This window comes from Pseudomonas sp. K8 (assembly GCF_014889455.1).
GTDB classification, from domain to species: Bacteria; Pseudomonadota; Gammaproteobacteria; order Pseudomonadales; family Pseudomonadaceae; genus Aquipseudomonas; species Aquipseudomonas veronii.
In genome coordinates, this window is record NZ_VJWO01000008.1 from 104,452 (window position 1) to 128,886 (window position 24,435).

A 24,435-nucleotide genomic window follows, 5' to 3' on the forward strand; every position below is an offset into this window, starting at 1 on the left:
AAACGAAGTCAGGTGCTCAGCCAGGTTACATCGCCGGTATTCGTAGCAACTTCATCAGCGGTGCAGATGAGCAATCCCTGGCTCGCACGCACTACAAACATTATGTAACACTGCCAGCATGAGCCTCGGTCGATAAGGATTGTTCACCGCCATGCCTGGACAGCATCCACTGATTCAAAAACTGTACGAATTCGTTTACGCAGAGCAGGCTGCCAACCTGCAAAAACTGGGTGATATATGGGAACGTGCCTTGCAGGACAAGCTGTTGCAAGGGTGGACACAGGGCTTTATTCGCCTTGAACGCAGCGAAAATCCCAAACAACTGTGGGCCCACCTAGACGACAACGAATCGCGCTTTCGCACAGGTGACCTGCTGCGGTTGCACCTTGGCGATGCCCGGGGGCAAGTATTGTGTCAGGGCATGAAGTTCGCAAAGGAAGAGGATGACCGCTGGCTGCTCAGCTCAGATCAGGCAATGTTTGTCTGGGATGACTATCAGGAAGGTCACTGCTACGCCGACCCGGATGGCATTGATCTGACCCCTAGGTACATTCAAGCCCTACAAGACATAGAAAATGACTCACTGGGCAACAACGCAATTTTGCCACTGCTCGGCAATACGCCGGACATTAGCTTCAATGACGCTGACGTTGAATACGGCGAGCAAACTGCGCTCGAAGAAGGTTGTAACGAGAAACAGGCGTATGCCGTGGGCCTTGCCTTGGGCGCGGAACAGATTGCCTGCATTCAAGGCCCACCGGGTACCGGAAAGACCCGAGCGCTGGCCCTGATCGCTCAACTGCTGGTAGCACGCGGCGAACACGTGCTCATCACTTCACATACGCATATGGCAATCAACAACGCCCTTAGTAAGATCGCTGCGCGCAATGTGCCGACCCTCAAGGTTGGCGGCCGCCGGGAAGACCTCGACAAGAGCGTGGATTGGGAAGCCGAACCAGCCAATTGGGAGCATATGCCTGACGCAGGCCAAGGCTATGTGATTGGCGCAACACCCTTTGCGACTTGCAGCTCATTGGCCAATTACAGTTTCGACACCATCATCTTCGACGAAGCCAGCCAGATCACCCTGCCTCTCGCCTTGATGGCAATGCGCAAGGGCAAACGATTCATTTTCATCGGTGACCAAAAACAACTACCTCCTGTGCTGCTTTCATGCTCGATTCTGTCCAAGGAGTCCATGTCGGTGTTCGCGCGCCTGACAGCCCAAGACGCCGATCACACGGTGATGCTGGAAGAAACCTACCGAATGAATCGCTGGCTGACAGAGTGGCCCAGTCAGATGTACTACAGCGGACAATTACAGTCTGCGGGGCATAACAAAAACCGACGGCTGATGGTCGGTCATCAGAAGGCCGTCAGCGAAGCGCTCAATCCGCAAGCCTGTGCAGTTTTCATCGCTACGCAAGACGTAAAGGCCAGGAACCGAAACCCGACGGACGCAAAGTACGTCGTCCAGTTGTGCAAAGAAGCGCACGAACTGGGACTACCACTGCACGAAATCGGTATTGTCACACCCTATCGTGCTCAAGGTCGCGCGATCCGCCAGGCACTCGCGAAACAGTTCGGTCGTGATGCCGCCAATACAGTCGTGGCCGATACCGTCGAGCGCATGCAAGGTCAGGAGCGCGAGTTGGTCATTCTGTCGCTGGCCAGTGGCGACGAGGCCTTTATCAGCGCAATAGGGGAGTTTTTCTTCCAGCCCGAACGCCTGAACGTTTCCATCACTCGTGCGATGACCAAGTTGATAATCATCGGCCCGGAACTGACTCGCGGGATTGCCTGCTCCAACGATGTCGTACAGGTCTGGGCCGAGCAATACCGCCAGTTGATCAGCCAATGCCATAAAGTCGAGTTTGCGCGATGACCCTGTTCATACCTGAATGGCAGCGCAGCAGTGGCTCACGATTGCAATGCAAGCGCGTACTCAAGAAGCTTGAGGGTGATTACGTCGTACGCCAATGCATTACGCAGGGCATCTGGTCGCCAGACTTCTTCCTGCAACGCGATGAGCTTGAGTGGCTGGCGCTGATGGTATGCGAGCTGCAGTTCGACACGCTAGATCCGAGTCAGTTGTTTATAACCGCAGAGCAAACAGCATTCAGCCAGATGTTGGAGAAGCTGTCGACATTCGAGTCACTGACGGATATCCCTGCCATGCGCAAGCTGGTAGTGATGTGGGGCTGCGACTCGGATCAGTGTAAAGCTTTGTGGTCGAGGCATTGCGAAGGCCGTGGCATATGGTTGATGTCAAAGAAGACATTCATTGACTCCGGCGCGGAGCAACTGCCCAAACTGCTTAAAGGCCTATCTACGGACGCCAGACAGACCATCATGGGCCATTACTTCCCAGAGGCGGAAATAGCCGGAATCCGTACTACGCGCCGTCAGTTCGTCCGCGACAATAGTGCCCGGACGCAACGCTACTTTCTGGACGTTCAGCAGGAGTGGGCCAGCAAGCTTGATCTGGAGCTACCGGATGAGCAGACAGAAATGGCAGGTGACTTTTCTGTAAGGCTGGTCAATGGTGTAGCGGGCAGTGGCAAAACGCTCATCGCTGCCAACCGCGCCCTTATCCTGGCCAGGAAGTTTCCTGACCAACGGGTGCTTATGCTGATCCACAACGTCCCAGTAGTGAAAGATCTCAAGCACCGCCTGCAACGCGTATATGGGGAAATACCGGCCAACCTCACCATCATCACAGCGCTGAGCTGGATCTCAAAGCAATGGAGGACGCTGTTCAAAGAAACCCCGAAAATGCCCAGCTACAACAAAGAAACCCTGGATCTTATCCAGCACTTTCGGAACATAGAATACCCTGACCTGAAGCCGGGTAACGAGCAACTGCTCGACGAATTCAATTTTATAAACGACACAGTGATCATCAACGAGGTTGATTACTTCAAGGTCGAACGCGCTGGCCAGGGCTTTGCGTTGCGAAAAGAGGAACGACAGCAGGTCTGGGCACTTTACGAGCGCGTAACCACCGCTCTGCTGAAACAATCCGGCCTGCGCTTGTGGAGCTCCCTGTCCCGTGATCTATGCCTGGCCAATTGCCACGACACGCTAGACGTCTATCAGCACATTCTGGTGGACGAGGCCCAGTTCTTCGCACCTTCTTGGTTCCAATTGATCAAACTCACTCTGGAAAAAACCGAGGGGACGTTGTTTCTATGTGCCGATCCGAATCAGGGCTTTCTGAAAAGTCGCCTCAGTTGGAAACGCGTCGGCCTTGATGTGGCAGGTAAGACTAAAAAACTGCGCAAATCGTATCGCACAACCCAGGCAATCCTGAGCGCGGCCAATCAGATGCTGGCAGGAATCACCCAAACCGATCCGGACGATTATCTGCAACCGGACTTCGAAGGAATGGCAACGGGCACGCCGCCGCTGTTTGTTTTGTCGCACTCCCCACAGGATGCGATCGCACAGACCTGCAATGAAATTGCTGCTCACCAGAAAAGCGCTGAATGGTCTTTGTCGGGTATGTTGTTGCTGTACGGCAAAGGGATCGACAAGGCGCTATTGGTTAAAACGCTGAAGACGCGTTTTGGTGTAGACCGAATCTGGGACATGAACGATAAGCGCGCGGCGCCCGGTCATGATGAAAGTCTGCGGATCGCCACGGTAGAAAGCGCGACCGGACTGGAAGCTAATGCCGTGTTTCTGGTCGGGCTGGAAAAGCTGCTGCGAAACACTGTGCAAAGCCACAGCGTTACCGAAAGCGAGCTTGAGCAAAACGCTCGCAAGCTCTACATGGCAATGACTCGCGCAGGCCAACGCCTGGTGCTGATCTCGTCAACACCGCTTCCGGAGAAAATCGCCGGGCTGTTTGAACACACATGAGATATCACCCTCAAAACACCCAGGGTCATTGTTTAAACAATGACCCTGGAGGCTCAAGCGCTTAGAAAGCGCCCATGTAATCACGCTTGCCCACTTCCACACCGTTGTGACGCAACAGCGCGTAGGCGGTGGTGACGTGGAAGAAGAACTGCGGCAGGCCGTAGGTCAGCAGGTAGGACTGGCCGCTGAAGCGCTTCTCTTTCGGCGTGCCTGGGCGAGTGATGATCTCGATGCCTTCTTTGCCGTCGATTTGCTCGGGCTTGATGCTGTCCATAAACGCCAAGACCTTGGCGATCAGCGCTTGCAGGTCGGCGAAGGTCACTTCGTTGTCTTCATATTTCGGCACTTCGATCTCGGCCAGGCGCGCGGAAACGCCCTTGGCGAAGTCGACGGCGATCTGCACCTGGCGCACCAGTTGGAACATGTCCGGGAACAGGCGCGCTTGCAGCAAGGCGTTGGGTTCGATGTTCTTCGCGGTGGCGTGGGCTTCGGCTTTGTCCAGCACACCGCTCAGGGCGGTGAGCATTTGCTTGAAGACTGGGACGGAAGCGGCGTACAGGGAAATAGTCATGACAGTCTCATCGGTAAGGGCTGGGTTGGAACCAGCAGCGATTATAGCCATGCCGGCCGCTTGTCTTTTATTTTTTCAGGATTAGGCTAGTGCGTTCACTGCATAGGGAAAGCGCGATGACCGCTGAGCACGATACCGACACCCCTGAGCCGCGCCTGAACAGCACGGAAATCCGCATCCTGGGCTGCCTGATCGAAAAACAGGCGACCAACCCGGAAACCTACCCCCTGACCCTCAACGCGCTGGTGCTGGCGTGCAACCAGAAGACCAGCCGCGAGCCGGTGATGAACCTCAGTCAAGGCCAGGTCGGCCAAAGCCTGCGCGTGCTGGAAGGCCAGGGTTTCACCCGCCTGGTCATGGGCAGCCGCGCCGACCGCTGGGAACACCGGGTCGACAAGGCGCTGGAATTGGTGCCGGCCCAGGTGATCCTGACCGGGCTGCTGTTTCTGCGTGGGCCGCAGACGGTCAACGAACTGCTGACCCGCAGCGGGCGCATGCATGACTTCGAAGACGCCGACCAGGTCGTACACCAGTTGGAACGTCTGATTGCGCGGGGGCTGGCCGTGCTGGTGCCGCGCCAGGCGGGGCAACGCGAGGATCGCTATACCCACGCGCTGGGCGACCCGGCGGATATCGAGGCGATTATCGCGGCGCGCGGCAACCCGGTGGAACGCGGGGCCGGCGGGGTCTCAGTCGAGCGCATCGAAGAGCTGGAAGCGCGGATTGCCGCGCTCGAAGAACGGCTGGCACAGCTGGAACAGGCCTGACACGCTCAACCCCCTGTAGGAGCCGGCTTGCCTGCTCCTACAGTTGATTGGCCGCGCTGTTCAGCCTCGCGCAAACGCGACGGCGCTTTCGAACTGCTCCTGGGTCGGCCGCACCCCGGTGTACAACACAAACTGCTCCAGCGCCTGGATCGCGATCACTTCCAGCCCGGTGATCACGCGCTTGCCTTGGGCACGTGCGCGCACGATCAACGGTGTTTCCGCCGGGATCGCCACCACATCGAACACAGTCTGCGCCTGGTCCACCGCGTCAGCCTCGAAAGCCAACTGATCGGCCTCGGCCCCGCCGGTCATGCCGATCGGCGTGACGTTGATCAACATCTGCGGGCGCAGATCGCCCAATTGCGCCTGCCATTGATAACCCAGGCTCTGCGCCAGCGCCCTGCCCGCCGCTTCGTTACGCGCCACGATCACGCCATTGGCATACCCGCCGTCGCGCAGGGCACTGGCCACGGCTTTGGCCATGCCGCCGCTGCCGCGCAGGGCAAAGGTCGAATCTGTCGGCACTGCATGCTTTTTCAACAGTTGCGCGATGGCGATGTAGTCGGTGTTGTAGGCCTTGAGATGGCCGGCCGTGTTGACGATGGTGTTCAGGGACGCGATGGCTTTGACCGAACTGTCCAGTTCGTCCACCAGGGCAATACTGGCCTCCTTGAACGGCATCGACACCCCGCAACCGCGAATCCCCAACGCCCGGATACCGCCGATCGCGCCGGCTAAATCCTGGCTGCTGAAGGCTTTATAGTAGAAATTCAGACCCAGTTGTTCATACAAATGGTTATGAAATCGCAGGCCGAAATTCCCGGGACGCGCCGACAGTGACATGCACAGTTGGGTATCCTTGTTGGGGTGCATCTGCATGGGTAACTCCTTGAAGTAAGCAAATCGGTACAGACCTTACACAACCTTTACCAATCGGCCGTGCTGTTTTTCAGAAATACGTTGTCTTAAAAGTATCCCGCGACATTACTTGAGCCAATTGATTGCAGGCCACAAGCGCAGGGGCTAACCGAGGAATGACCATGATTCGTAAAATCCCCAAGATCGCCTTGCTTATCGGTGCACTCGCTATGGCAGGCCAAGCCTCCGCCCACGGTGGTGGATGGGGTGGTCCGGCCGTCTTGGGTGCGTTAGTCGGCGCCGCCGTCGTAGGCTCCGTGGTTGCCAGCCAACCCCGTGAAGTCTATGTGCAGCAGCCGGTGTATGTGCAACCACAACCGGTTTACGCCGCACCGCCGCCTGTGTACTACGCACCACCGCCGCCGGTGTATGTGCAACAAGAAGTCTATTACCGCCCGGCGCCGGTGTATTACGGGCCACCGCGTGGCTATTACGGCCACCCCCACGGCTACTATGGCCGCGGTTGGTAAGCTTGAACCGATCTGCCTGAACCGGCCTCGCCCACCCGCGGGGCCTTTTTTTGCATGGCGTTTTATTGCACATCGTGCGGATTGATCGTACCAAGGTCGTTATAAGGACAATGGCCGAGTCGTAATCCCACATCATCGAAGCCGAAAGTCTACTTGCCCGACCGGGTCTCGCGCTGTCATGTTTGTGTCACGACTCACTTTCACTATCCCACCTCTGAACCCGATAACAACAAGGACGGCTGACCATGCCCACGCAAAACCCACACCACGTAGCCGGACTCTGTACGTCCAGCAAGGTCTACAGCGCACTGACCGAACTCAAGCACCTGGAAGGCCACCGCAGCGCAAAATTCCTCGCGCTGCTGACCGAAAGCCTGGTGCGCAAAGGCCTGCTCAATGAGCAAGAAGTGGTACACATGCTCGATCAAGTGGTGGAGTGACGCCTGGCGTTGATGTCGACTATCAAGCCGGGTGATTTTTCCTCGACGCTGGCACCCCGTAAGGTGACCCTCATAGCGATTGGAGGTCCATATGCCCACTATTCAGATCATGTCCGTCATCGGCAGCGCCGTTCCTGCCCCCCTGCGCAAGCTGGGTGTACTCGCCTGCTGGTACCTGATGCACGATGGCGAACCCGTCAGCGGCCCGCTCACCTCGTTATCGGCTGCCGAGCAACAAGCGGCAACCTTCAGGCTGCGCGCCTGATGCCTAGGGCAACGGCAACTTGAGCCGCGGCTTGCTTTCGACAAACAACGCCCAGCTGGACATGAACAACGCCGCCACCAGCGGCCCGATCACAAAGCCGTTGAGGCCGAACACCGACAAGCCGCCCAGGGTCGAGATCAGAATCAGGTAGTCCGGCATCTTGGTGTCCTTGCCCACCAGAATCGGGCGCAGCACGTTATCCACCAGGCCGATGACGAACACACCGAACAGGCTCAGCACCACGCCTTGCCAGATCGCCCCGCTCAACAGGAAGTACGCCGCCACCGGCCCCCACACGATCCCCGCGCCCACCGCCGGCAGCAGCGACAAAAACGCCATCAGCACCGCCCAGAGCAACGCGCTGGGAATGTCCAGAAACCAGAAGATCAAACCGCCCAACGCCCCTTGGGTCACGGCAACCAACACGTTGCCCTTGACCGTGGCGCGCACCACGCGGTTGAACTTGAGTTGCAGGCGGCGCTTTTGCGGCTCGGCCAGCGGCACCGCCGTGCGGACTTTTCGCACCAGCTCCGGGCCGTCACGCAGCAGGAAAAACAGCAGATACAGCATGATGAAAAAACTCACCAGGAAATCGAACGTGCCCTGGCCAAAGCTGAACGCCTGACTGGCGAAGAACTGGCTGCCCTGCATCGCACTCTTGACGATTTTCTCGCGCAGACTTTCCAGGTTGCCCATGCCGAAGCGGTCCAGAAGGTGCTGAAAATAAGGTGGCAGGAAGTTCTTGAACTGTTCGATATACCCGGCCACGTCCAGCTTGCCGCTTTCGACATTTTTATACAGCGTGGCCCCCTCCTGCACCAGCAAGGCGCTGATGATGATCACCGGCAGAATCGCAATCACCAGGCACACCGTCAGGGTGGCCAGGGAGGTCAGGTTGCGGTTCCAGCCTGATTTCACCTGCAGGCGCCGCTGCATCGGGGCAAAGATGATGCCCAGGATGACCGCCCAGAACACCGCGCCGTAAAACGGCAGCAATATCCAGATAAAGGCAACGGTCACCAGGGCCAGCAGTAACAGCAGAGTCTTGAATTGCAGGTTGGTTTGATTCATGTCCGATCCAGGTCAAAAAAGCCGGGCGCGCGCTTGCGTCCAAGTGCTTAGTCCGTCGCAAATCCCGGGAGTGCCTTTTTTGTTGCAGCAAGCGTAGACCTGGATCAATAAATCCCTGCACGCGTTCGGCTACGCTCGCGGCCTTTTGGGCCCCACTCCCCATGTCTCTCGTCCTTGCACCCGAACTGCTCGCCCCCGCCGGCACCCTGAAAAACATGCGCTACGCCTTCGCCTACGGCGCCGATGCGGTATACGCCGGCCAGCCGCGCTACAGCCTGCGCGTGCGCAACAACGAATTCGACCACGCCAACCTGGCCCTGGGCATCGAGGAAGCCCATGCACTGGGCAAGCGTTTCTACGTGGTGGTCAACATCGCGCCGCACAACGCCAAGCTGAAGACCTTCCTCAAGGACCTGGCCCCGGTGATCGCCATGGGCCCGGATGCGTTGATCATGTCCGACCCCGGGCTGATCATGCTGGTGCGTCGCCACTTCCCGATGATGCCCATCCACTTGTCGGTGCAGGCCAATACCGTGAACTGGGCCAGTGTGGAATTCTGGCAACAGCAGGGCATCTGCCGGGTGATCCTGTCGCGGGAATTGTCCTTGGAAGAGATCGGCGAAATCCGCGAGCAAGTGCCGGCCATGGAGCTGGAAGTGTTTGTCCACGGCGCGTTGTGCATGGCCTATTCCGGGCGCTGCCTGCTCTCCGGCTATATGAACAAGCGCGACGCCAACCAAGGCACCTGCACCAACGCCTGCCGCTGGAAATACCAGGCCACGCCAGCGGTGGAAAACGTCACCGGCGATATCGTCCAGGAATATCAACCGGAACCCACACTGGGCATTGGCGCGCCGACCGATCAGGTGTTCCTGTTGCAGGAGGCCAACCGCCCGGATGAACAGATGCCCGCTTTCGAAGACGAGCACGGCACCTACATCATGAACGCCAAGGACCTGCGCGCGGTGCAGCATGTGGAGCGCCTGACCCGCATGGGTGTGCATTCGTTGAAGATCGAAGGCCGCACCAAGTCCCACTTCTACTGCGCGCGCACCACCCAGGTGTATCGCCAGGCCATCGATGACGCCGTGGCCGGTCGCGAATTTGACCGCAACCTGATGACCAACCTGGAGTCACTGGCCCAACGCGGCTACACCGAAGGTTTCCTGCGTCGCCATGTACACGACGAGTACCAGAACTACCAGAACGGCAGTTCGGTGTCGGAACGTCAGCAGTTCGTCGGCGAATTGACCGGCGAGCGCCGGGGCGAGCTGGCGGAGGTCAAGGTGAAGAACCGCTTTGCGGTGGGCAATCACCTGGAACTGATGACCCCCGCCGGCAACTTTCACTTCGACCTGGCCACCCTGCACAACGCCAAGGGCGAAGCCATCGAGGTGGCGCCGGGGGATGGGCACACGGTGTATGTGCCCTTGCCGGCGCAGATGGATCTGCGTTTCGGCCTGTTGATGCGCGACGTCGAGTAACCCCGCTCAGATCCTGAACTGGGCCACCAGTTGGCCCAAGCGCTGGCCGAGGTCGGCCAGGCTGCGCGACGTCTGGGCGCCCAACTGGGTTTCATCGGCCACGCTGTCCACCGCCACGGCAATCTGATGCACGCTGCGGTTGATCTCTTCGGCGACCGCGGTCTGTTCTTCGGCGGCGCTGGCAATTTGCGCGTTCATCGAGTTGATGGTGCCGATCAACTGCGCCATGGTGTCCAGCGACGCCCCGGCTTCGTTGGCTTGGGCCGAGGTGCCGTCCCCGGCATCGCTGGAGCGGCGCATGGCCTCCACGGCGGCGACGGTGCCTTTTTGCAGGCGGTCGATCATGCCCTGGATTTCCTGGGTGCTGGTCTGGGTACGACTGGCCAGGGCGCGCACTTCGTCGGCGACCACGGCAAAGCCGCGACCGGCCTCCCCCGCCCGCGCCGCTTCGATCGCGGCGTTAAGGGCCAACAGGTTGGTCTGCTCGGCAATCGAGCGGATCACGCCGAGCACGCTGACAATCGACGACACATCCTGCTGCAAGCTGTCGAGGGACACGCCGCTGCTGCGGATATCGTTCACCAACGCATGGATCTGCGCGATGCTGCCGTCCACCACGCGCTTGGCGGCCTGGCCCTCGGCGTCGGTCTGTTGCGCAGCCACGGAAGCGCCTTGGGCACTGCGCGCCACTTCCTGGGCGGCGGAAGACATTTGATTGATCGCGGTGGCCACCTGGTCGGTCTCGTGACGCTGACGCTCCATGGCCTGCTCCGAACGCTGCGCCTGGTCGGACACCTGGCCCACCAGCCCGGTGAGTTGCGCGGTCATTTCGGTGATCTGGCGCACCAAACCGTGGATCTTTTCGACAAACCGGTTGAAGGCCCCGGCCAGATCGCCCAGCTCATCCTGGCTGGTGATAGCCAGGCGCCGCGTCAGGTCGCCCTCACCGGCAGCGATATCGTCGAGGTTGGCTTTCATCAGGTGCAGCGGACGCAGGATGGTATTGGCCAGGACCATGCCCGCCGCCGCAATCACCAGCAGCACCAGCACGGCCACACCGAAGATACTCAGCAATACGCCCTCCATGCGTTTCTTGACCTTGGCCTCGACCACCGCCACCTGGGCATCGATGCCATCCAGGTTGACCGAGGTGCCGATGACCATGTCCCACTTGGGCAGGTACTCGGTGTAGCCGAGCTTGGGCACCAGTTCGGTCTGGCCGGGCTGGGTCGAGCTGTATTGCAGGTAGTGGGTGCCGTCCTTGCCGACCTTGACCAGGTCGCGGTTGACGTAGACGCCATTCGGGTCGCGGTTGTCCTTGAAGCTCTTGCCCACGCCGTCCGGGCTGTTGCCCTTGAACAGGCGGATGGTTTCGGAGTCGTAGCCGAAGAAGTAGCCATCCTTGCCGTAGCTGGTATTGGACAGCAGCTTGACCACCTCGGCACGCGCCGCCGTATCGCCCGGGGCGGCGGCGTCGTAGAGCGGCTTGATAGTGGTCATGGCCACTTCCACATAACTCTGCAGAGTGGCCTTGGCGGCGTCGAGCAGGTGCTGGCGGGTCTCATCCACCTCGTTGCGCGCTTGCCCCTTGAGGATCCACACCGTGGTCAGGCTGATCACCAATGCAAACAACAGCACCGGCACGATGGCCAGGCACAGGACTTTGACCTTCAGGCTCAGACGCATGGCTTTTCTCTCTTATTAGTGGCGGCTTGAGAGGTTAACGGCCAGTTGCGCGGATTCTGTAGGACGACCTCGTCAGAGCGTCATCGCCGCCACCCAGCCAAACACCAGCAGCGGGATGTTGTAATGCAGGAATGTCGGCACCACGGTGTCCCAGATGTGGTGGTGCTGGCCGTCGATATTCAGGCCGGACGTCGGGCCCAGGGTCGAGTCCGACGCTGGCGAACCGGCATCGCCCAAGGCGCCGGCCGTGCCGACGATGCACACAATCGCCAGCGGGCTGAAGCCCAGTTGCACACACAGCGGCACGAAAATCGCGGCCAGGATCGGCACCGTGGAAAACGACGAACCGATGCCCATGGTCACCAGCAGCCCCACCAGCAACATCAGCAACGCCCCGATCCCACGGCTATGGCCGATGAGCGCCGCCGACGTTTCCACCAGCGAGCGCACGTCTCCGGTGGCCTTGAGCACTTCGGCGAAGCCTGAAGCGGCGATCATGATGAAGCCGATCATCGCCATCATCTTCATGCCTTCGGTGAACAGGTCGTCGGTCTCACGCCAGCGCACAATGCCCGATACCGAGAAAATCAAAAACCCGGCCAGGGCGCCGATGATCATCGAGTCCAACCACAACTGAATGATGAACGCCGAGGCGATCGCCAGGCCGGCCACCAGCAGGGTCAGTGGGTTGTATTGCACCGCGACCTGTTCGACCCGCTCGATTTTCTCCAGGTCGTACACGCGCTTTTTACGGTAGCTGACAAACACCGCCACCAGCAGGCCGACCACCATGCCCAGCGCCGGCAGGCCCATGGCGTGGGTCACATTGACCTGGCTGATATCCACGCCGCTCTTGGCCACGTTGGCCAGCAGGATCTGGTTGAGAAAGATGTTGCCGAAGCCCACCGGCAGGAACATGTAGGGCGTGATCAAACCGAAGGTCATCACGCAGGCGATCAGGCGACGGTCCAGTTGCAGTTTGGTCAGCACATACAGCAACGGCGGCACCAGCAGCGGGATAAACGCGATATGAATCGGCAGGATGTTTTGCGAGGCAATCGCCACCACCCACAGCAGGCCGATCAGTAGCCATTTGACATGGCTGCCGCCGCTGGCTTCCTGGCGATCGACCAGCAGCAACACCTTGTCCGCCAGGGCATGGGCCAGGCCGGACTTGGCAATCGCCACCGCGAAAGCGCCGAGCAATGCGTAGGACAAAGCCACTGTCGCGCCACCACCCAGCCCACCGTTGAAGGCCTGGAGCGTGGCGTCGATGCCCAGGCCACCGGTCAGCCCGCCCACCAGGGCGCCGACGATGATGGCGATGACCACATGCACGCGGGACAGGCTGAGCACCAGCATGGTGCCGACCGCGGCGATGACTGCGTTAATCATGGTTACCTCAAGCAAAAAACAAAATACAGGCATGCCCGCACCCGCGCGGCCATGGAGGATGACTGCCGGTGAGCAGGCTGGAAGGAGGTCTTATTAGAGGGCGCGCACTTTGCAGCAGGCGCGGTCGCATGTCAAAAAACGGCGTCGCCTGCAAATTTAAATTGAACGTTTGAATAAAGAAAAAAACACAGCCGCCGATATAAAGGCTCTCTATGTTTTCAGGTAAAGGATGCTCCGCGATGTCCCTCAGACAGCTGTCCATTCAATGGAAAATCACCCTGCTCGCCGGCCTCTGCCTGCTGGGGATCGTGACCCTGCTGGTGGGTCTGTCGCTGTATCGCATGGAACAGAGTTCGCAGCAGGTCAAAGCCTCCAGCATGCACATGCTCGACGAAGCGGCCCGGGCGCGTATCGAAGCCCAGGGCGAAGCGCAGGCGCTGGGCATCCGCCAGCAGTTCATGGATGCCTATCAATACGGTCACGGGTTTTCCCGCCAGGTGCTGTTCCTGCGCGAACAGGCGGAAAAGCGCTTCCTTGACGCCTTCGACACCCGTGAAGACTTGACCCGCCAGGTCAAGGCCGCCTTGCAGGCCAACCCCGACCTGCTCGGCTTGTCCCTGGTGTTCGAAGCCAATGCCCTGGACGGCAAGGATGAGCTGTTCGTCAACCAGCCAGAGCTGGGCAGCAACGACAAAGGCCGATTCGCCCTCTATTGGTCACAGCCGACGCCCGGCAAACTCACCGCCATGTCGCTGCCCGAAAGCGACATGTCCGACACCAGCATCGGCCCGAGTGGAGAAAAGGCCAACGCCTGGTTCACCTGCCCGCGCACCACCCTCAAACCGTGTGTGATCGAACCGTACTTCTATGTCATCGACGGCCAAAACGTACTGATGACCAGCCTCGTGTTCCCGCTGATAGTGAATGGCAAAGTCATTGCCTCGCTGTCGGTGGACATCAACCTCAACAGCCTGCAGGCGGTGAGCCAGCAGGCGAGCCACACGCTGTATGACGGCCAGACCCAGGTCAGCATTCTCAGCGCCACCGGCTTGCTGGCCGGCTACAGCCCGGATGCGAGCAAGCTCAGCCAGCGCCTGGACCAGGTCGACACCGCCAGCGGCGCGCAATTGCTCAGCGCCCTGGCCGGCAGTACGCGGATCAGCAGCCTGCGTGCCGACCATCGACTCAAGGTCCTGGCACCGTTCACGCCGATCCCCGGCGGCAAGCCGTGGGGCGTGTTGCTGGATGTGCCGGAAAAAATCCTGGTGGGCCCGGCCGAAGCGCTCAAAGCGCAACTGGACGCCGACAACGCCCGCGGCACCCTGCTCGAGTTGAGCCTGGGCCTGCTCGCCGCCGTGATCGGCCTGGGGCTGGTGTGGCTGATGGCGCGCAGCGTGACCCGGCCGATCCTGAGCGTGGCGCACATGCTCGAAGACATCGCCAGCGGCGAAGGCGACCTGACCCGCCGCCTGGACTACGCCAAACAGGACGAGTTGGGGCAACTGGCCGGCTGGTTCAACCGCTTCCTCGACAAACTGCAGCCGATCATCGCTGAGGTCAAACGCTCGGTGCAGGACGCCCGCGGCACCGCCGACCAATCCGCCGCGATCGCCAGCGAAACCAGCGCCGGCATGGAGCAGCAATACCGCCAGGTCGACCAGGTGGCCACCGCCTCCCATGAAATGAGCGCCACCGCCCAGGACGTCGCCCGCAGTGCGGCCCAGGCCGCCCACGCCGCACGCGATGCCGACCAGGCCACCCGTGACGGCCTGCAGGTGATCGACCGCACCACCACCAACATCGGCCATCTGGCGGCGGACATGAGCACCGCCATGGCCCAGGTTGAAGGCCTCGCGACCAACAGTGCGCAGATCGGCTCGGTGCTCGAAGTGATTCGCGGCATCGCCGAGCAGACCAACCTGCTGGCCCTCAACGCCGCCATCGAAGCGGCCCGGGCCGGTGAGGCCGGCCGTGGGTTTGCCGTGGTCGCCGACGAAGTGCGCAACCTGGCGCGTCGTACCCAGGAGTCGGTGGAAGAAACCCGCCTGGTGATCGAGCAACTGCAAAGCGGCACCACCGATGTGGTCGGCGCCATGGGCAACAGCTATCGCCAGGCCCAGAGCAGCGTCGAACAAGTCGGCGAGGCGGTCACCGCCCTGCGCCAGATCGGCGCCGCAGTCACAGTGATCAGCGACATGAACCTGCAAATCGCCAGTGCCGCCGAAGAGCAAAGCGCGGTGGCCGAAGAGATCAACAGCAACGTGGCGACAATCCGCGATGTCACCGAGTCGCTGTCAGAACAGGCCAACGAATCGGCGCGCGTCAGCCAGGCGTTGAACCACCTGGCCAATCAGCAACAGGGGTTGATGGATCATTTCCAAGTATGAGTGACCGACACCAACGCTGAAGAAAATCCAATGTGGGAGGGGGCTTGCCCCCGATTGCAGTGGGTCAGTCAAAGGCTACATCGACTGATTCACCGCTATCGGGCAAGCCCCCTCCCACACTTTTGATCGGCTGGTCATCGCCTGGCCATGATTAATACATGTAAACGATGTCTCCGGTTCCAAACGTAAAGGATGTCTCCGGTCTGCACCGGGGTAAGCCCCTCCCCCCCTTTTTGATCGACCTCAGCGTTTGGGCAGCTCGATCAGCACCTTGAGCCCGCCCAGTTGGCTTTCCTGCAACTGCAACACCCCGCCCCACACCTCAACGATATCGCGCACGATCCCCAGGCCCAGGCCATGGCCGTCGGTCTGCTCGTCCAGGCGCGTACCACGGCTGAACACTCGGTCGCGTTGGGCTTCGGGAATGCCGGGGCCGTCGTCTTCCACCACCAACAGGTAACTGTGCGGCGTCTCGCCGATGCTCAGGCGCACCTGCGCATCCGCCCATTTGCAGGCGTTGTCCAGCAGGTTGCCGAGCAGCTCCAGCAGGTCTTCGCGGGCCCAGGGCAATTGCAGGCCAGGGACGGCGTGGTGGCTCAAGTCCAGGTGGTCGCCGTGGACCATGTTCAGGGTCGCCAGCAGGCCCGGCAGTTCGTTCGCGCAATCAAACAAGGCGCCCGGCAGGGTGTCGCCGGCCAGGCGTGCGCGGTTGAGTTCGCGGTCGAGGCGCTGTTGCACCTGTTCAAGCTGTTCGCGCAGCAGCGTGCGCAAGCGCGGCTGGTCCTTGAGCGCTTCGCTCGACGCCGCGCTCAACAGCACCGACAGCGGGGTTTTCAGCGCGTGGCCGAGGTTGCCCAGGGCATTGCGTGAACGCTTGAGGCTGTCTTCAGTGTGGGCCAGCAGGTGGTTGATCTGCGCCACCAGCGGTTCCAGCTCCAGCGGCACCTGGGTGTCGAGTTGCGAGCGCTGGCCCTGTTGCAGCTGGGCGATCTGGTTGCGCGCAACTTCCAGCGGGCGCAAGGCGCGACGGACCGTGACCCGTTGCAGGATCAACACCAGCAACAGGGCCGCCACCCCCAGCACCAGGCCGATCTGACGCATCAGCCGAAAGCTTTCACGCACAGGCGTGTAGTCCTGGGCCACGCTGATGGAAATCAATTGGCCGAAGCGCTTGTAGTCCGAACGCAGTACCAACAGTTGCTGGCCTTCCGGCCCCAGTTGCAGATTGCCCTTGAGCCCGGCCGCGGGCAGGCGTGGCAGCTCCTGGTCCCACAACGAGCGGGAGCGCCAGTGGGTGTCAGCGAAATCGATACGGAAATAATGCCCCGAGAACGGCCGCTGATAGGCCGGCGCCAGGCGTTGCTCGTCGAGTTGCACGCCATTCGGCCCGCGCACCAGCGCCACCAGCAGGTTCTCGCTGTCGTTGCGCAGGCCGGCCTCCAAATAGCGCTGCAAACCGGCTTCGAACAACCACAGGCTGGTTTGCGCCAGCACCACGCCGACCACCACCATCACGCTGATCAGCCCCAGGCTCAGGTGCCGCTGGATCGACTTCATGCAGAACTGGCGCCGAACCGGTAACCCTGGCCGCGCCGGGTTTCGATCACGCTGCGGCCCAATTTGCGGCGCAGGTGGTTGACGTGGACTTCAAGCACATTCGAATCGCGCTCGGTCTCACCGTCATATAAATGCTCGGCCAGATGGCTTTTCGACAGGATCTGTTGCGGGTGCAACATGAAATAGCGCAGCAAGCGAAACTCGGCGGCGGTCAGTTGGATTTCGTCGCCGTCGCGCAGCACGCATTGGCGCCCTTCATCCAACTGCAGGCCGGCCGCTTGCAAGGTCGGCTGGTTGGCCTGTCCATGGGAACGGCGCAACAGCGCCTGGACACGCAGGTGCAGTTCTTCGGGGTGAAACGGTTTGCTCAGGTAATCGTCGGCGCCGGCCTTGAGCCCTTCGATGCGCTCGGCCCAGGAATCGCGCGCGGTGAGGATCAGCACCGGAGTGGCCAGCGCGGCCGCGCGCCATTGCGCCAACACCTCGAGCCCGGGCAACCCGGGCAGGCCGAGGTCGAGGATGATCAAGTCATAGGGTTCGCTGCGGCCCTGGTACGCGGCATCGCGCCCATCGGCCAGCCAATCGACGGCATAGCCCTGGCGCTGCAGGCCGGCCAGCAGTTCATCGGCCAGCGGTACGTTGTCTTCCACCAACAGCAGGCGCATCAGTCTTCCTCGTCTTTGATCAGCGCACCGCTGGTGGCGTCGAGTTTGATCTCGCGCACCACCCCGTCGGTCGTCACCAGTTCCACCTCATAGGCATATTGCTCGTCCTTTTTCTCAAGCTCGGCCTCCAGCAGCCGCGAGCCGGGGTGGCGCGCCATGGCCTGCTGCAACAGTTGCTCGAGCGGCAGGATCACCCCCTGCTGGCGCAGTGCCAAGGCTTCGTCCTGGTTGAGGTCGCGGGCTGACAGGCTTGAGCAAAACGCCAGGAGCACCAGCCCCGCCCAACCAGCGGCGCGTCGATATACCTTCATTACGTATCCTGATGATTCTTGAGCACATGCCCGGTGAGCGCGTCCAATTCAACCTCCCATTCGATGCCGTCGACATCCTCCAGTTCGACCTCGTAGAGGTACTTGCCGTAGACCTCGTCCAGGTCGGTGTCCAGCAGGGTCGAACCAGGATGCAAGGCCAGGGCCGTGGCGTCCAGCTGATCGAAGGCGACAATAGTAACAGTGCCGGGCCCGCGGAGTGACTTGTCGGGGTCGACTGCCTGGGCCTGTGCCGCCAAAGAGGCAATGAACCCGGCGGCGACCAGCATTGTAAGACGCTTCATGCTGAGTCTCCGTTTCACGATATTTGTCCTACGCCCGCCAGCGTATCCGTGGCAACTTAACTGAAACTGAATTGCCACCATGGCAATTCGCGTCACCCGCGTTTTCCTTCACCCGGCGAGATTTTCTATACTGCCCCGCTCGCTTCAACAGAGACCGGTATGACAGCCATCCACATCAAGTTTCCCGCCCTGACCCTCAAGGCCGGCAAACGCGCCTTTGCGCGCATTCGCGAGCAAGGCCTCAAGCCTGCCGATGTCGGTATCCTTCCCGGTGCGGCAGGCGGGCCCAAGGCCTTGGGCATCCAGGGCCTGGACCTGGCGCTGTTCGGCGAGTGGCTGCCCCGCGCGCCACGCGAACGTGCGCTGATCGGTGCCTCCATCGGTTCCTGGCGGTTTGCCAGCGCCTGCCTGCCCGACCCGGTGCAAGGCCTGCTCGACCTCGGCCGCCTGTACAACGAACAACGCTTCGCCAAAGGCGTGACCATGGCCGAGGTCAGCCAGAGCTGCCGGCGCATGCTCGATGACCTGCTGGCCGGGCGCGATGCGCGGGTACTGGACAACCCCGGCTATCGGCTGAACATCATGGTGGTCAAGAGCCACGGCCTGCTCGCCGATGACCACCGCGGGCGGCTGAGCCTGGGCCTGTCGTCGGTGATTGCCGACAACCTGCGCGGCCGCGCGCGGCTGTCGCGGCATTTCGAGCGGCTGATCATCCATGACCCGCGCCAGGCGCCGCCGGTGCATGCGCTGCGGGATTTTCCGTCGCGCTTTCTCGACCTGAACCTGGGCAACCTGCGCCAGGCGCTGCTGGCGTCCGGCTCGATTCCCCTGGTGATGCAAGGCGTGCGCGACCTGCCTGGCGCCGGTGCCGGCACCTACCGCGACGGCGGCCTGCTGGATTACCACCTCGACCTGCCCTACCACGGCGATGACATCGTGCTGTACCCGCACTTCACCGACCGCGTCATCCCCGGCTGGTTCGACAAGGGCCTGCCGTGGCGACGCAGTAATCAACAAGGCTTGCAGGACGTGTTGCTGCTGGCGCCGTCGAAGGACTACCTGGCCCGCCTGCCCCACGGCAAACTGCCGGACCGCAGCGACTTCAAGCGCTTTCTGGGCGATGACGCGACTCGCAACAAATACTGGCAAACCGCAATGAGCGAGAGCCGGCGCCTGGGCGATGAGTTTCTGCACCTGGCCGACCAGGGTGGCCTGGGCGAGCGCTTGCAGGCGCTTTGACCCAGCGGTATGCGCGAGGCGCGATGTAGCTGTTAAACTCGCCGCCTGCCAGAAACCTGACCGAGCTGAAAAATACTGTGGAAATCTTCAAGGAATTTACATTCGAATCCGCCCACCGCCTGCCCCACGTGCCAGACGGCCACAAATGCGGGCGCCTGCATGGGCATTCGTTCAAGGTGGCGATCCACCTGAGCGGCGACCTGGACCCCCATACCGGCTGGATTCGCGACTTCTCGGAGATCAAGGCGATTTTCAAGCCGCTCTATGAACGCCTCGACCACAACTACCTGAACGACATCCCCGGCCTGGAAAACCCCACCAGCGAAGTACTGGCCAAGTGGATCTGGACCGAATTGAAACCCCTGCTGCCCGAACTCAGCGCGATTCGCATCCACGAAACCTGCACCAGCGGCTGCATCTATCGCGGCGAGTAACCCTCACGTCAACGCCCTGCGGGAGCGCCCCATGGAAAACACCTGGCTGGCCCAGGCCAAACGCTTGCAGGCATTGGCTTCCACGGGGCTGCACTTTTGCACCGACGACTTCGAACGCGAGCGCCTGGAAGAAATTGCCGAGATCGCCCACAGCATGCTCGCGCAATTGGGCAATGTGCCGCTGGAGCGCATCAGCGGGCTGGTCCCGGATTTCGCCCAGCGCTATTCGACGCCAATGATCGATGTCCGCGGCGCAGTGATCGACGGCGAGCGCATTCTGCTGGTGCGCGAGGCGACCGATGGTTGCTGGGCACTGCCGGGGGGCTATGCCGATATCGGTCTGTCGGCCGCAGAAAACATCGTCAAGGAGATCCGCGAGGAAGCCGGGCTGACGGTGACGGCGCGGGCGCTCTACAGCGTCACGCACAAGGCCAAGGGCTTGTATCGCCCGGATGTGCGGGACTTCTACAAGCTGTATTTCCTGTGTGAACGGGTCGACCAACTGGCGCCGACGGCCGGGTTCGAAACCACCGAGGTGGGCTTTTTCGCCCTCGACGACCTGCCGCCGCTGTCCCGTGGGCGCACCATCGAAAGCGATCTCGAGGCGGCCTTTGCGTTTCATCGCGGCGAAACCACGCTGACGCTGTTCGACTGATCCAATTTGTATCACCGCTGCACCGCTTTCGTGCCTGATTGGGCACCGCGACCACTCCCGCCCGTGTTCCGCGCCTGTCTGGCGATAAATCCTGTGCATACTGCACAACACCCACCGTGCGCCCGTCACTGCTGCTCAATTGGCACGCGCGGTGCAATAGGCCTGCGTCACTCATTCAGGGAGCAAGGCACATGACGCAGCAAGAACCGGGCAACGATTACCCCCTCAGCGAAGTCCCGATGCACGCACGCAAGGGCCTGGCGTCCACCGCCATGGTGCTGCTGGGCTTCACCTTTTTCACCGCGACCATGTTTGCCGGCGGCAAGCTGGGCGTGGCGTTCAGTTTCGTCGACATGCTCGGCGTCGTGGCCTTGGGTAACCTGCTGTTGGGCATTTATGCCGCAGGCTTGGGTTACATCGCGTTCAAGAGCGGCCTGAATTCGGTGTTGATGGGGCGCTTCTGTTTTGGCGAAGTCGGCAGCAAGCTCAGTGATTTGATCCTCGGTTTCACCCAGATCGGCTGGTACGCCTGGGGTACCGCCACCGCCGCCGTGGTGCTGGGCAAATATTTCGAGCTGAGCCAGGGCAGCGTGCTGGTGCTGATGGTGCTGTTTGGCCTGCTGTTCTGCGCCACGGCCTACGTGGGCTATCGCGGGTTGGAGATTCTGTCCTACATCGCGGTGCCGGCCATGGGCATTCTGTTGTGCCTGTCGATGTGGGTCGCCACGGTGAAAGTCGGCGGGCTGCAAGGCTTGCTGGCGGTGGTGCCGACGTCGGAACTGGACGTGTCGACGGCGATCACCCTGGTGTTCGGCACCTTTGTCAGCGGCGCGACCCAGGCCACCAACTGGACGCGCTTTTCGCGCTCGGCCAAGGTCGCGGTGCTCGCCAGCCTGATCGGTTTTTTTGTCGGCAATGGCTTGATGGTGCTGATCGGGGCTTATGGCGCCATCGTCTATCAACAGCCCGACGTGGTGGAGGTGTTGCTGCTGCAAGGCTTTGCCACGGCCGCGATGGCGATGTTGCTGCTCAATATCTGGAGCACCCAGGACAACACCATCTACAACTTCGCCGTGGCCGGTTGCAACCTGCTGCGCACCCGCCGCCGCAAGACGGTGACCCTGGCAGGTGCAGTGATCGGCACGCTGCTGGCGCTGCTCGGCATGTACGACATGCTGGTGCCGTACCTGATCCTGCTGGGCACGGTAATTCCACCGATTGGCGGGGTGATCATGGCGGACTTTTTCTATCGCTACCGCGGCCGCTATCCACGCCTGGCCGATGCGCGCCTGCCGGCGTTCAACTGGCCGGGGCTGACCGCCTACGCCGTGGGCACCGTACTGGCGTTCAATTCGCCCTGGGTGGCGCCGTTGGTGGGGATCGTCGCCGCGTCGCTGACCTACACGTTACTCAGCGCCGTACTGCGTGTGCGGGCACCGTTGGCTGACGCACAGGCATGAGCCTGACCATTGCCGATGTGCTCGCCCTGCCAGGGCTGGATTCCCTGTGCCTGCGCGCCGGGGCGGCGGGCCTGGAGAATGCCGTGCGCTGGCCGTATGTCGCAGAGAACAGCGGCATCGCCGAGTGGGTGCTGGGGGGCGAACTGGTGTTCGTCACCGGTATCAATCACCCACGGGACGAAGCGAATTTGCTGCAACTGCTGGAGGAAGCCTGCCTGCGTCAGGTGGCCGGGTTGGTGATTCTCACCGGGCCGGCCTATATCCAGGCGATTCCCCAGCGCTTGCTGGACGCCGCCGAAGCCGCCGACATGCCGCTGATCGAACAGCCTTACTCACTGAAAATGGTGCTGGTGACCCAGGCGATCGGTTCAGCGTTGATCCAGTCCGAACAATTGGGCCGCTCGCGGCACGATGTGCTGGAGCGGTTGCTGGCCGGTGACTATCAATCGTTGGATCTGCTGCTGCACCGCGCCGCCCAGTTGGGCATGCCCCTGGCCGGCCATTGGCAAATCGTGCAGTTGCAGTTGGAGGGCAGCGACGCGTTATTTGCCCAGGGCGAGGCGGCGCAGATGGAAGCGCAGTTGGCGCGGCAACACGACAGCATTACCCGGCGCCTGCGGCAGTTGTCGGCCGCAGTGCCAGTACTCGGGCGCGCCGGCCAATGGACGTTGCTGCTGCCGGCCGCCGATGCCGTCGCGGCGCTGGCTAACCGGGAGCAACTGGCCAATTGGTTGAAGCCGCTGAACCTGCGCCTGGCGCCGCTGAAACTGTTCATCGGCCTGAGCGCCGCCGCCCACCCGCCGGCGCGCCTGGCCCAGGCGCAGGATGAAGCGCGCCAGGCATTGGCCGCCGCGCGGCGCTTCAGCGAACGCGCCGGGCTCTGCGTGTATGACGAACTCGGCGTATTGAAGCTGCTCAGCGGCGTGCGCGATCGTGCGCTGCTCGACCAGTTTCTCAATGACCGCCTGGGCCCGTTGCTGCGCCACGACCTGCACCATGGCCCAAGCCTGCTGCCGACCCTCGAAGCCTGGTTCCACGAGAATGGTAACCTTGTGGCCGCCGCGCAGCGCCTGGCCGTCCACCGCAATACCCTGACGCACCGCGTCCAGCGCATCGAAGCCCTGTGCGGGCTGAGGCTGGATAATTCGTATGACCGCCTGGACATCGGCATCGCGCTGATGATCTGGCGGCTGTCTGCCTGATTGTTTTTAGCCAAGAGGAACTTGCCCATGCACATCATCAACGCCCGCCTGCGCAACCGTGAAGGCCTGCATGATCTGCACCTGGAACACGGCCGGATCGCCAGCATCACGCCGCAAACCACAGCCCCCACGGCGGGGCCCGACGACCTCGACGCGGCCGGCAACCTGGTGATACCGCCCTTCGTCGAACCGCACATCCACCTCGACGCCACCCTCACCGCCGGCGAGCCGCGCTGGAACATGAGCGGCACCCTGTTCGAAGGGATCGAGTGCTGGGGCGAACGCAAAGCCACCATCACCCACGAAGACACCAAGGCCCGCGCCAGGAAAACCATCCAGGCCCTCGCCGCCCACGGTATCCAGCATGTGCGTACCCACGTCGACGTCACCGACCCGGACCTCACCGCGCTCAAAGCCATGCTCGAAGTGCGCGAGGACACTGCGCACCTGATCGACCTGCAAATCGTCGCCTTTCCCCAGGAGGGCATCGAGTCGTACCGCAACGGCCGCGAGCTGATGGAAGAAGCCGTCCGCCTGGGCGCCGACGTGATCGGCGGCATCCCCCACTTTGAATACACCCGCGACCAGGGCGTGAGTTCGGTGAAGTTCCTGATGGACCTGGCCGAACGCAGCGGCTGCCTGGTCGACGTGCATTGCGACGAAACCGACGACCCGCACTCGCGTTTCCTCGAAGTGCTCGCCGAAGAAGCGCGCAGCCGCGACATGGGCGCCCGCGTCACCGCCAGCCACACCACGGCCATGGGTTCCTACGACAACGCCTACTGCGCCAAACTGTTCCGCCTGCTCGGGCATTCCGGTATCAGCTTCGTCTCCTGCCCCACCGAAAGCATTCACCTGCAAGGGCGCTTCGACAGTTTCCCGAAACGGCGCGGCGTCACCCGCGTCAACGAACTGCTGGAAGCCGGCATGAACGTGTGCTTCGGCCAGGATTCCATCGTCGATCCCTGGTATCCCCTGGGCAACGGCAACATCCTGCGGGTGCTCGAAGCCGGGTTGCACATCTGCCACATGCTCGGCTACCGCAACCTGCAAAACGCCCTGGACCTGGTCACGGACAACAGCGCCAAGGCCATGGCCCTCGGCGATCGCTATGGGCTGGAACCCGGCCGGCCGGCCAACCTGTTGATCCTCTCGGCCGACAGCGACTACGAGGTGATTCGCAGCCAGGGCCTGGCGCTGTACTCGATCCGCAACGGCAAGGTGTTGATGAAGCGCCAGCCGGCGCAGGTGACGTTTTTGTAGCACGCGGGGTTCGATGGACAGCCGCTGAT

The 24,435-nt window shown here is 61.6% G+C and carries 23 protein-coding genes and 2 pseudogenes; 15 read left to right on the plus strand and 10 right to left on the minus strand.

Going from position 1 to position 24,435, the window contains the following annotated elements; all coding sequences use genetic code 11:
• The first annotated feature begins 151 nt into the window (after positions 1–151).
• On the plus strand, positions 152–1,885 hold the full coding sequence (locus tag INT12_RS08420) for a DEAD/DEAH box helicase (RefSeq protein WP_193058817.1): 1,734 nt from the start codon (positions 152–154) through the stop codon (positions 1,883–1,885).
• Positions 1,882–3,864, plus strand: coding sequence for a 3'-5' exonuclease (locus tag INT12_RS08425; protein ID WP_193040591.1), 1,983 nt, complete (start codon positions 1,882–1,884; stop codon positions 3,862–3,864). The genes INT12_RS08420 and INT12_RS08425 overlap by 4 nt, the downstream gene beginning before the upstream one ends.
• 61 nt (positions 3,865–3,925) lie before the next feature.
• On the opposite strand, the gene INT12_RS08430 is transcribed toward INT12_RS08425, so the two are convergent.
• Positions 3,926–4,435, minus strand: a complete 510-nt coding sequence (locus INT12_RS08430) for a DUF1993 family protein (protein ID WP_017847025.1) — start codon at positions 4,433–4,435, stop codon at positions 3,926–3,928.
• Positions 4,436–4,551: 116 nt separating this feature from the next.
• On the opposite strand from INT12_RS08430, the gene INT12_RS08435 reads away from it, so the two are divergent.
• Complete coding sequence (locus tag INT12_RS08435; protein ID WP_017847024.1) at positions 4,552–5,202, plus strand: YceH family protein; 651 nt, start codon at positions 4,552–4,554, stop codon at positions 5,200–5,202.
• 60 nt (positions 5,203–5,262) lie between these two features.
• On the opposite strand, the gene INT12_RS08440 is transcribed toward INT12_RS08435, so the two are convergent.
• The gene (locus INT12_RS08440; protein ID WP_046384034.1) at positions 5,263–6,081 is read right to left on the minus strand and encodes a shikimate 5-dehydrogenase; all 819 of its coding nucleotides are present in this window, start codon (positions 6,079–6,081) and stop codon (positions 5,263–5,265) included.
• Positions 6,082–6,236: 155 nt separating this feature from the next.
• On the opposite strand from INT12_RS08440, the gene INT12_RS08445 reads away from it, so the two are divergent.
• The 3 genes from INT12_RS08445 to INT12_RS08455 all read left to right on the plus strand — a co-directional run bounded on the left by INT12_RS08445 (position 6,237) and on the right by INT12_RS08455 (position 7,295).
• Positions 6,237–6,590 carry a hypothetical protein gene (locus INT12_RS08445; RefSeq protein ID WP_046384035.1) on the plus strand — a complete coding sequence of 118 codons (354 nt, stop codon included), beginning with the start codon at positions 6,237–6,239 and terminating at the stop codon, positions 6,588–6,590.
• Positions 6,591–6,835: 245 nt separating this feature from the next.
• A complete protein-coding gene (locus INT12_RS08450) occupies positions 6,836–7,030 on the plus strand; it encodes a hypothetical protein (protein ID WP_017847021.1) in 195 nt (64 codons plus the stop codon).
• Between the two features lie 91 nt (positions 7,031–7,121).
• On the plus strand, positions 7,122–7,295 hold the full coding sequence (locus INT12_RS08455) for a hypothetical protein (RefSeq protein WP_017847020.1): 174 nt from the start codon (positions 7,122–7,124) through the stop codon (positions 7,293–7,295).
• A 3-nt stretch (positions 7,296–7,298) separates the two neighbouring features.
• Here INT12_RS08455 and INT12_RS08460 read toward each other — a convergent pair whose 3' ends face one another.
• On the minus strand, positions 7,299–8,366 hold the full coding sequence (locus INT12_RS08460) for an AI-2E family transporter (protein WP_193058818.1): 1,068 nt from the start codon (positions 8,364–8,366) through the stop codon (positions 7,299–7,301).
• Positions 8,367–8,527: 161 nt separating this feature from the next.
• Here INT12_RS08460 and yegQ point away from each other — a divergent pair, with 161 nt between their 5' ends.
• Positions 8,528–9,850 carry a tRNA 5-hydroxyuridine modification protein YegQ gene (gene yegQ, locus INT12_RS08465; protein WP_079443293.1) on the plus strand — a complete coding sequence of 441 codons (1,323 nt, stop codon included), beginning with the start codon at positions 8,528–8,530 and terminating at the stop codon, positions 9,848–9,850.
• A 6-nt stretch (positions 9,851–9,856) separates the two neighbouring features.
• Here the strand turns inward: yegQ and INT12_RS31895 are convergent, their stop codons facing one another.
• The 3 genes and pseudogenes from INT12_RS31895 to INT12_RS08475 all read right to left on the minus strand — a co-directional run bounded on the left by INT12_RS31895 (position 9,857) and on the right by INT12_RS08475 (position 12,928).
• Positions 9,857–10,678, minus strand: coding sequence for a methyl-accepting chemotaxis protein (locus INT12_RS31895; protein ID WP_370737509.1), 822 nt, complete (start codon positions 10,676–10,678; stop codon positions 9,857–9,859).
• A 36-nt stretch (positions 10,679–10,714) separates the two neighbouring features.
• A pseudogene (locus INT12_RS31900) lies at positions 10,715–11,536 on the minus strand (cache domain-containing protein); the annotation flags it as partial.
• A 72-nt stretch (positions 11,537–11,608) separates the two neighbouring features.
• Positions 11,609–12,928: a Na+/H+ antiporter family protein gene (locus INT12_RS08475; RefSeq protein WP_193041122.1), complete on the minus strand. Its 1,320-nt coding sequence runs from the start codon at positions 12,926–12,928 to the stop codon at positions 11,609–11,611.
• A 1,385-nt stretch (positions 12,929–14,313) separates the two neighbouring features.
• On the opposite strand from INT12_RS08475, the pseudogene INT12_RS31905 reads away from it, so the two are divergent.
• Both INT12_RS31905 and INT12_RS31910 read left to right on the plus strand, forming a co-directional pair.
• Positions 14,314–14,460, plus strand: a pseudogene (locus INT12_RS31905) (HAMP domain-containing protein); the annotation flags it as partial.
• A 102-nt stretch (positions 14,461–14,562) separates the two neighbouring features.
• Positions 14,563–15,318 (plus strand): methyl-accepting chemotaxis protein, encoded by a 756-nt coding sequence (locus tag INT12_RS31910; protein WP_376741854.1) that lies wholly within the window; start codon positions 14,563–14,565, stop codon positions 15,316–15,318.
• Between the two features lie 243 nt (positions 15,319–15,561).
• Here the strand turns inward: INT12_RS31910 and INT12_RS08485 are convergent, their stop codons facing one another.
• Genes INT12_RS08485 through INT12_RS08500 form a run of 4 tightly spaced genes read right to left on the minus strand, consistent with a single transcriptional unit; the run spans position 15,562 to position 18,153 of the window.
• A complete protein-coding gene (locus INT12_RS08485) occupies positions 15,562–16,875 on the minus strand; it encodes a sensor histidine kinase (protein WP_193039669.1) in 1,314 nt (437 codons plus the stop codon).
• Complete coding sequence (locus INT12_RS08490; RefSeq protein ID WP_193039668.1) at positions 16,872–17,540, minus strand: response regulator transcription factor; 669 nt, start codon at positions 17,538–17,540, stop codon at positions 16,872–16,874. The genes INT12_RS08485 and INT12_RS08490 overlap by 4 nt, the downstream gene beginning before the upstream one ends.
• Positions 17,540–17,851 (minus strand): PepSY domain-containing protein, encoded by a 312-nt coding sequence (locus tag INT12_RS08495; protein WP_017847012.1) that lies wholly within the window; start codon positions 17,849–17,851, stop codon positions 17,540–17,542. The genes INT12_RS08490 and INT12_RS08495 overlap by 1 nt, the downstream gene beginning before the upstream one ends.
• Entirely contained in the window at positions 17,851–18,153 is a 303-nt protein-coding gene (locus INT12_RS08500) for a PepSY domain-containing protein (protein WP_017847011.1), read from the minus strand. The genes INT12_RS08495 and INT12_RS08500 overlap by 1 nt, the downstream gene beginning before the upstream one ends.
• Positions 18,154–18,312: 159 nt before the next feature.
• Between INT12_RS08500 and INT12_RS08505 the strand changes: the two genes are divergently transcribed.
• The 6 genes from INT12_RS08505 to codA all read left to right on the plus strand — a co-directional run bounded on the left by INT12_RS08505 (position 18,313) and on the right by codA (position 24,406).
• Positions 18,313–19,392: a patatin-like phospholipase family protein gene (locus INT12_RS08505; RefSeq protein ID WP_193039667.1), complete on the plus strand. Its 1,080-nt coding sequence runs from the start codon at positions 18,313–18,315 to the stop codon at positions 19,390–19,392.
• A gap of 77 nt (positions 19,393–19,469) precedes the next feature.
• Positions 19,470–19,826, plus strand: a complete 357-nt coding sequence (gene queD / locus INT12_RS08510; RefSeq protein ID WP_017736453.1) for a 6-carboxytetrahydropterin synthase QueD — start codon at positions 19,470–19,472, stop codon at positions 19,824–19,826.
• 31 nt (positions 19,827–19,857) lie between these two features.
• Positions 19,858–20,481: an NUDIX hydrolase gene (locus INT12_RS08515; RefSeq protein ID WP_017847009.1), complete on the plus strand. Its 624-nt coding sequence runs from the start codon at positions 19,858–19,860 to the stop codon at positions 20,479–20,481.
• Between the two features lie 191 nt (positions 20,482–20,672).
• Positions 20,673–21,941, plus strand: coding sequence for a cytosine permease (codB, locus tag INT12_RS08520; RefSeq protein WP_193039666.1), 1,269 nt, complete (start codon positions 20,673–20,675; stop codon positions 21,939–21,941).
• Entirely contained in the window at positions 21,938–23,143 is a 1,206-nt protein-coding gene (locus INT12_RS08525; protein WP_046384045.1) for a PucR family transcriptional regulator, read from the plus strand. The genes codB and INT12_RS08525 overlap by 4 nt, the downstream gene beginning before the upstream one ends.
• 27 nt (positions 23,144–23,170) lie before the next feature.
• The gene (codA, locus tag INT12_RS08530; RefSeq protein WP_046384046.1) at positions 23,171–24,406 is read left to right on the plus strand and encodes a cytosine deaminase; all 1,236 of its coding nucleotides are present in this window, start codon (positions 23,171–23,173) and stop codon (positions 24,404–24,406) included.
• Positions 24,407–24,435 lie beyond the last annotated feature (29 nt).